The sequence below is a fragment of the Agathobacter ruminis genome (assembly GCF_002735305.1).
Taxonomy (GTDB): domain Bacteria; phylum Bacillota; class Clostridia; order Lachnospirales; family Lachnospiraceae; genus Roseburia; species Roseburia ruminis.
This window is the reverse complement of record NZ_PDYG01000120.1, coordinates 1-264: the sequence shown is the minus strand read 5'-3', so window position 1 is coordinate 264 and position 264 is coordinate 1. Positions and strand designations below refer to the sequence as shown.

The following is a 264-nucleotide window of genomic DNA, read 5'->3' as shown; positions in this document are numbered from 1 at the left end:
GAAAAAGTTGAGAAAACAAATATTATGTTGGGGATTCATAATCATACTTGTCGGTAACTGCTTTGCCTGCTCTACAGTAAAAGAAGAAGCTCGTTCTCAGACAAATAGTTTGCATGGAAGCGATGTTTCAGAAACTGCAATGACGGAAGAAACAGAAAACCCGGATGATTATTATATTGTGCAAGGACATAAAATTCCAATATTGAAAATGGATTATTCTGCAATTAAACAGTTGCAAGAGTCGTGCTATTTTGATTGGATTCA

Annotated in this window: 1 protein-coding gene; it reads left to right on the top strand. The window is 35.2% G+C overall.

Features of this window, described 5'->3' with window-relative positions; genetic code table 11:
• On the top strand, window positions 1–264 hold a 264-nt coding region (locus CSX02_RS13805), incomplete at both ends, for a hypothetical protein (RefSeq protein WP_207653784.1).